At 75.3% G+C, this 6,361-nt stretch carries 6 protein-coding genes; 3 read left to right on the top strand and 3 right to left on the bottom strand.

The annotated features are described in order from the left end of the window. Positions 1 to 84: 84 nt before the first annotated feature. Together FHL80_RS05615 and FHL80_RS05610 are read right to left on the bottom strand one after the other, a co-directional pair. The gene (locus FHL80_RS05615) at positions 85 to 957 is read right to left on the bottom strand and encodes a hypothetical protein (RefSeq protein WP_138732460.1); all 873 of its coding nucleotides are present in this window, start codon (positions 955 to 957) and stop codon (positions 85 to 87) included. A 119-nt stretch (positions 958 to 1,076) separates the two neighbouring features. After that, a complete protein-coding gene (locus FHL80_RS05610) occupies positions 1,077 to 1,346 on the bottom strand; it encodes a hypothetical protein (protein ID WP_138732459.1) in 270 nt (89 codons plus the stop codon). Positions 1,347 to 1,731: 385 nt separating this feature from the next. Between FHL80_RS05610 and FHL80_RS05605 the strand changes: the two genes are divergently transcribed. The 3 genes from FHL80_RS05605 to FHL80_RS05595 all read left to right on the top strand — a co-directional run bounded on the left by FHL80_RS05605 (position 1,732) and on the right by FHL80_RS05595 (position 5,817). After that, a complete protein-coding gene (locus tag FHL80_RS05605; protein WP_138732458.1) occupies positions 1,732 to 2,970 on the top strand; it encodes an MFS transporter in 1,239 nt (412 codons plus the stop codon). A gap of 8 nt (positions 2,971 to 2,978) precedes the next feature. Then, complete coding sequence (locus tag FHL80_RS05600) at positions 2,979 to 4,151, top strand: GNAT family N-acetyltransferase (protein WP_246078481.1); 1,173 nt, start codon at positions 2,979 to 2,981, stop codon at positions 4,149 to 4,151. A 61-nt stretch (positions 4,152 to 4,212) separates the two neighbouring features. After that, positions 4,213 to 5,817 (top strand): peptide chain release factor 3, encoded by a 1,605-nt coding sequence (locus FHL80_RS05595; protein ID WP_138732457.1) that lies wholly within the window; start codon positions 4,213 to 4,215, stop codon positions 5,815 to 5,817. Here the strand turns inward: FHL80_RS05595 and FHL80_RS05590 are convergent. Next, complete coding sequence (locus FHL80_RS05590) at positions 5,783 to 6,340, bottom strand: DinB family protein (protein ID WP_138732456.1); 558 nt, start codon at positions 6,338 to 6,340, stop codon at positions 5,783 to 5,785. The genes FHL80_RS05595 and FHL80_RS05590 overlap by 35 nt on opposite strands. Between the last annotated feature and the right edge of the window lie 21 nt (positions 6,341 to 6,361).

Here is a 6,361-nt window from a genome sequence, read left to right as displayed (position 1 = left end):
GCGGAACGCGCCGGTCCCCGCCCGGCGAGCGGCCGGACGGGGACCGGGGAGCGGCCGGACGGGGACCGGGGAGGACGGTCGGGGTCAGCCGCCGATCGGGGTGGGGGCGGTCGGGTCCGCCGGCACCGGCAGCGAGCCCTGGACGCGGTTGCGGGCCTGGCAGTCGCTGGTGCAGTTGGTGGCGCCGGCCGACAGCTCGACGGCGTCCTCGCCCAGGACGCCGCCCATCCGGCCTCCCGAGGCGACCGACCAGCGGCTCACCGTCGCGGACTGGGCGAGCTTGGTGGCGACCTGCGGGCTGTCCTTGCCCAGCAGCATCTGGTGCGTGGCGTCGCCGTCCACCCCGTTGCCGAAGTTGACCTTCCCGGTGAACTCGTTGACGAAGAAGAACAGCCCGGCGCCGAGGGTGTGCACGAACTCGACCGGGGCCCCGAACTCCTGCTCCATCTGGAAGATGCCGCCCTGGGCGGCGTCCTTGGCCTGGACCTTGAGCGTGCCGGCCGCCGTGCCGAACGTGACGACGAGCGTGTCGTCGCGCAGTCGGAGCTCCCGGATCCGCACGCCGGCCCGCTGGGCGGTGGTCAGCACCGGGACCTTGGCGGCGAACACCACGGTCGGCGCCGTGACCATCCGCTCCGGGCTCGGCGCGCCCGTGAGGGTGTAGTCGTAGACGCCCAGGGTGGTCGGGTCGATGCGGAAGCGGACGTTCTTGCCGGTGACGACGACCGGCGAGGTCGGCGCCACGTCGTCGACCCGGTAGTCCTTGCCCGCAGCGGGATTGGCCGTCCGGCCGTTGACGGTGACCGCGAAGTCGCCGGTGACCGCGCCGCCGCCGCCGTCCTTGACGGTGCTCCCGTCATCGCCACCGCCCTGGGCCTGCGCGGTGCCGGGCACGAGGAGGACGGCGGTCGAGACGGCGAGGGCGGCGAGGAGCCGACGGGGTGTGCTGCGGGACATGGGCAGGGCCTCCGGGAGATGCTGTGGTCACGACACGTGTGCGCGCGCTCACGCATTGATGCATGAAGGTTCATGCAGTGTCCAGGACCGCCCGGAGAGTCGTCCCGTGTCCCGGCGTGTCAGTGGGTGAGCGCCAGCTTGAGGACGACGACCACCCCGGCCACCGCGGCGGCGAGTGCGCCGACCGCCCAGGCCCGGCGGAGGGGGACCTCGGCCCGCAGTCGGCGGTAGACCACCCCGGTGCCGGCGATCCGCGCCAGCAGCACCGCGGCGGACAGGCCCTGCCCCCACAGCTCGGGGAGCCAGCCCAGCGCCGCGACGCCGAGCAGCAGCGCGGGGGTGACGCCGGAGCTGATGATCGGCACGGCGTCGCGCAGCTCGACGGCCACCGCCGCACGGCCGTCTCACCGCCGAACAGCCCGCCGATCGCGTGGGCGAGAACGTGCGCCACATAGGTCGACAGGACCGTGCCGACGACCAGCACCACGGCCGTCCCGGACAGGACCGCCGCGGGGGAGGCGCCGACCACCGCGGCCAGCACGAGCACGTCGCCGTAGACGTAGGCCGACACCCGGCTCTCGGCGCGCTCGGCGGCCACGTCGTCGCGATGCCGGGCCAGCGTGCGCAGGGCCGTGCTCACCGATCGGGGGCTCACCGGGCCAGTGTCCCGTGCACCGTCCGGGTGGCCCGTCCGGCTGTTACCTTCGAGCGGCCACCCGAGGGTCCGGCGGGCATCCCCGCACTCGCCTGTGGCCAGGAAGCGCGAGAGCAGCTGTGTCACCCCGCACCGTCCTCACCCCGTACCTCGACCTGTTCGCCGTCCCCGGCACCCGGGCGTTCTCCTTCACCGGACTGGTCGCCCGCGTGCCGATGGCGACCGTGGGCCTCGGCTCGGTCCTCCTCGTGGAGGGTGAGACCGGCAGCTACGCGCTGGCCGGTGCCGTCGCCGGGACCCTCTCCCTCTCCTTCGCCGTCGGCAGCCCCCAGTGGGCCCGGGCGATGGACCGGGTGGGCCAGAGCCGGGTGCTGCGCGGCACCGCGCTGCTCTACCTGGTGTTCGGGCTGGCGTTCGTCGCCGTCGTCCTCGCCGACGCGCCGCACTGGACGTGGTTCGCCCTCGCCGCGCTCAGCGGGGCCAGCGGTGCCAACGTCGGCTCGGTGGTGCGCAGCCGGTGGGCCAACGCGCTGGCCGACCCGGGGCAACGCCAGACGGCGTTCGCGTTCGAGTCGGTCGCCGACGAGGTGGTGTTCGTCCTGGCGCCGCCGCTGGTCACCTTCCTGTCCGCGCTCATCGCGCCACCGGTCGGCTTCCTCACCGGGCTGCTGCTCGGCGTGGCCGGCGGACTCGCGCTCTCCCGGCTGGACGGCACCGCGCCGCCGGTGACGGCACGGGTGGCCGGTGAGCCGCGGACCCGGGTCCGGGTGCTCACCCCCGGGCTGATCGGGATCGCCGTCACCTACCTGGCGGTCGGCACGGTGTTCGGCGCGATGGACGTCGTCGTCGTCGGCTTCGCCGAGGCGGAGGGCCGCGGCGCCGCAGCCGGGGTCGCCCTGTCCGCCTACGCCGGCGGCAGCCTGGTGGCCGGGCTGGTCTACGGCATCGCCCGCATCCCCGGCACGCTCGTCGGCCGCTTCGTCGGGACCGCGCTGCTGTTCGCGGTCGCCGCCCAGTCGCTGCACCTGGTCGGCTCGCTGCCGGTCCTGGTCGGCATCGCCTTCCTGGCCGGGCTGACCATCGCCCCGGTGCTCGTCGCGGGGATGTCCCTGGTGGAGTCCCGGGTGCCCCGCGCCGGGCTGACCGAGGGGCTGACCTGGACCTCGACCGGGCTGACCGTCGGGATCACCGCCGGCTCCGCGCTGGCCGGGACGGCGATCGACGAGTGGGGTGCCGAGGCCGCCTTCGCCGTCCCCGCGCTGGGCGCCGCCGTCGCCGGGCTGCTCGCCGTCGTGGCCTGGCTGGTGCTCCGCCGGACCGACGTCGACGCCGCCGTCGCGGCGGGGGTGACGTCCTGACCCCGACCGTGCGCCCGCTGACCGCCGACGAGCTGCCGGCCGGCTGGGCGCTGGGCCGGCTGGCCTTCGGTGGCCCGGACGAGCCGCCGCCCTCGGCGCTGCGGGAGGTCGACGGCGTCGTCCGGTTCGGCGCCTTCGACGACGCCGGCCGGCTGGTCGGGAAGATCACCGAGCTGCCGCACGAGCACTGGTGGGGCGGCCGGCGGGTGGTCTCGGCGGGGGTCAGCGGGGTCGCGGTCCGCCCGGAGAGCCGGGGCGGCGGCGTGGCCCGGGTGATGCTCGGCGCGCTGTTGGAGCACGCCCGGGAGCGCGGCGCAGCGGTCAGCGCGCTGTACCCGACGGTCTCCGAGGTCTACCGCTCCGCGGGCTGGGAGGTGGCCGGTGTGCTCGGCGCCGTCGAGCTGGACACCGCCGGGCTGCCGCGGCCCCGGGACACCGGCGGGGTGGCGCTGCGCCCGGGGGACGCCGCCGACCTGCCGCTGGTCACCGACCTGTACGAGCAGGTCGCCCGCACCCGCGACGGGCTGCTCACCCGGCGCGGCGGCTTCTTCGACCTCGAGCCGGCGGACACCCCGCTGCCCCGCGGCGTCGACGCCCTCACCCTGGCCGAGGTCGACGGCGAGCTGAGCGGCGCGCTGCTGTTCGGCCGGGGCCGCGGCTACGGGCCGGACGCGCGGCTGGACGTCACCACGCTGCTGGCCCGCGACGCACCGACCGCCCGGGCGCTGGCCGGCGTGCTCGCCGGCTGGCGGACGGTCACCCGCACCGTCCGGGTGCCGCTGCTGGCCGGGGACCCGTTCTCCGTGGTCCTGCCGCTGGAGCGGGCGGAGCACTCCGGTCAGGTCTGGATGCACCGGCCGGTCGACGTCGTCCGGGCGGTGGAGACCCGCGGCTGGCCGGCGCACGTGCGCGGGCGGGTGTCGTTCCGGCTCGGCGACGCGCTGGCGCCGTGGAACGCCGGGGACTGGGAGCTCACCGTGGCCGACGGCGCGGGGACGCTCACCCCGGCCGCACGGGAGCCGGACCTATCGCTGGACGTGCGCGGCTTCGGCGTCCTGTACTGCGGCGTGGGCACCGGCCGGTCGGCGGCCCAGGCGGGGCTGGTGGGAGGAACCGGCGACCCGGCGGCGTTGGACCTGCTGGCCAGTGGTCCCGCCGCGCAGTTGCTCGACTACTTCTGACCGGCGACCGCCGTACAGTCGGCAGCACACCCCGTTCCAGCCGAGGAGACCTCGCACGTCCATGAGCAGCCCGTCGATCGCCGCCGCCGCGGCCGAGGTGCTCCCTCAGGCAGCGCGCCGGCGGACCTTCGCCGTCATCAGCCACCCCGACGCGGGCAAGTCGACGCTCACCGAGGCGCTCGCGCTGCACGCGCGGGTGATCGGGCAGGCCGGCGCGGTGCACGGCAAGGCCGGCCGGCGCGGCACGGTGTCGGACTGGATGGACATGGAGAAGGCCCGCGGCATCTCCATCACCTCGGCGGCCCTGCAGTTCGAGTACCGGGACGCGGTGGTGAACCTGCTGGACACCCCGGGGCACGCCGACTTCTCCGAGGACACCTACCGGGTGCTGACCGCCGTCGACGCCGCGGTGATGCTGATCGACGCCGCCAAGGGCCTGGAGGCCCAGACGATGAAGCTGTTCGCGGTCTGCCGGCACCGCGGCATCCCGGTGATCACCGTGGTCAACAAGTGGGACCGGCCGGGCAAGGACGCCCTCGAGCTGATGGACGAGGTGAGCGAGCGCACCGGCCTGGTGCCCACCCCGCTCACCTGGCCGGTCGGCATCGCCGGTGACTTCCGCGGTGTGCTCGACCGCCGCGACGGCAGCTACCACCGGTTCACCCGCACCGCGGGCGGCGCGACGATCGCGCCCGAGGAGGTGCTCACCGCGGCGGCTGCCGAGGCCCGCGAGGGCGTCGACTGGTCCCGGGCGGTCGAGGAGGGCGAGCTGCTCGACGCCACCGAGGCCGACCACGACCAGGAGCGCTTCCTGGCCGGGGAGACGACGCCGGTCATCTTCGCCTCGGCGGTCTCCAACTTCGGCGTCGGCGCGCTGCTGGACGTCCTGGTCGACCTCGCCCCGGCGCCCTCCGGCCGGCCGGACGCCGACGGTGCGGTCCGCAAGCTCGACGACCCGTTCAGCGCCTTCGTGTTCAAGGTGCAGTCGGGCATGGACGCCGCCCACCGCGACCGGCTGGCCTACATCCGGATCTGCTCCGGGGTGTTCGAGCGCGGCATGGTCGTCACCCATGCCACCAGCGGCCGGCCCTTCGCCACCAAGTACGCGCAGCACGTGTTCGGCCGGGAGCGGGAGAGCGTCGACGTGGCCTACCCCGGCGACGTCGTCGGCCTGGTCAACGCCAACGCGCTGTCGGTGGGCGACACCCTCTACGTCGATTCCAAGGTGCAGTTCCCGCCGCTGACCACCTTCGCGCCCGAGTACTTCGCGGTGATGCGCGGCAGGGACACCGCCAAGTTCAAGCAGTTCCGCCGCGGGATCGGCCAGCTGGCCTCCGAGGGCGTGGCGCAGGTGCTGCGCTCGGACCGCCGTGGTGACGCCGCTCCCGTGCTCGCCGTCGTCGGGCCGATGCAGTTCGAGGTCGCCCAGCACCGGATGGAGTCCGAGTTCGGCGCGCCGGTGGAGCTGGACCGGCTGTCGTACACGATCGCGGTCCGCACCGACGCCGCCTCGGCCCCGGCGGTCGCCTCCTCGCGGGGTGTGGAGGTGCTCGAGCGCGAGGACGGCGAGCTGCTGGCGCTGTTCATGGACAAGTGGGACCTGCGGTCCCTGCAGCAGCGCAGCCCCGAGCTCACCCTCGAGCCGCTGGTGGCGGCCCAGCTCTGAGCCCCCGGTCGATGTCGGCCAGGTGGTGGCGGCCCTCGTGGGCGGCGTTGCGGAGCAGCCAGCGCACCGTCCGCTCCTCACCCGGCAACCTGGTCACGCGGCGCTCCCAGCCCTCTCGGGTGACCCGCCGGACCTCGTCGGCGACCCCGTCGACGGCGGCGGCCAGCTCGCCGAGCACCGCCGGGACGTCGCAGTCGGCGTAGCGGAAGCGCCGGGCCCGCAGGTCGTTGAGCATCGGCTCGAGCACCGGGAGCTCCTCGGTGCGCGCCCGGTGCAGCCGGATGGTGCTGGTGACGTACACGTCGCGCAGGTGGCACAGGTACTCGGCGGCCGACCAGGTGTCCGGGTCCGGTCGGCGGCGCAGCGCGTCGTCCGGCCGGCCGGCGAGCAGCGCCCGGGCCCGGCCGGGGACGGCTCGGACGATGGCGGCGGCGACGTCCACGGGGAGGTCGGCGAAGTCCAGCCCGCACGCCGGGCAGACGTGGTCCTCGGCCGGCAGCGGCGGGACGGCGGCGGTCGTCATGGCCCCATGCTGCTGTAGAGA

Origin of the sequence: Modestobacter excelsi (genome assembly GCF_005930495.1) — a bacterium.
GTDB classification, from domain to species: Bacteria; Actinomycetota; Actinomycetes; order Mycobacteriales; family Geodermatophilaceae; genus Modestobacter; species Modestobacter excelsi.
The sequence above is the reverse complement of the archived record's forward strand: the minus strand, read 5'-3'. Positions and strand labels throughout refer to the sequence as shown.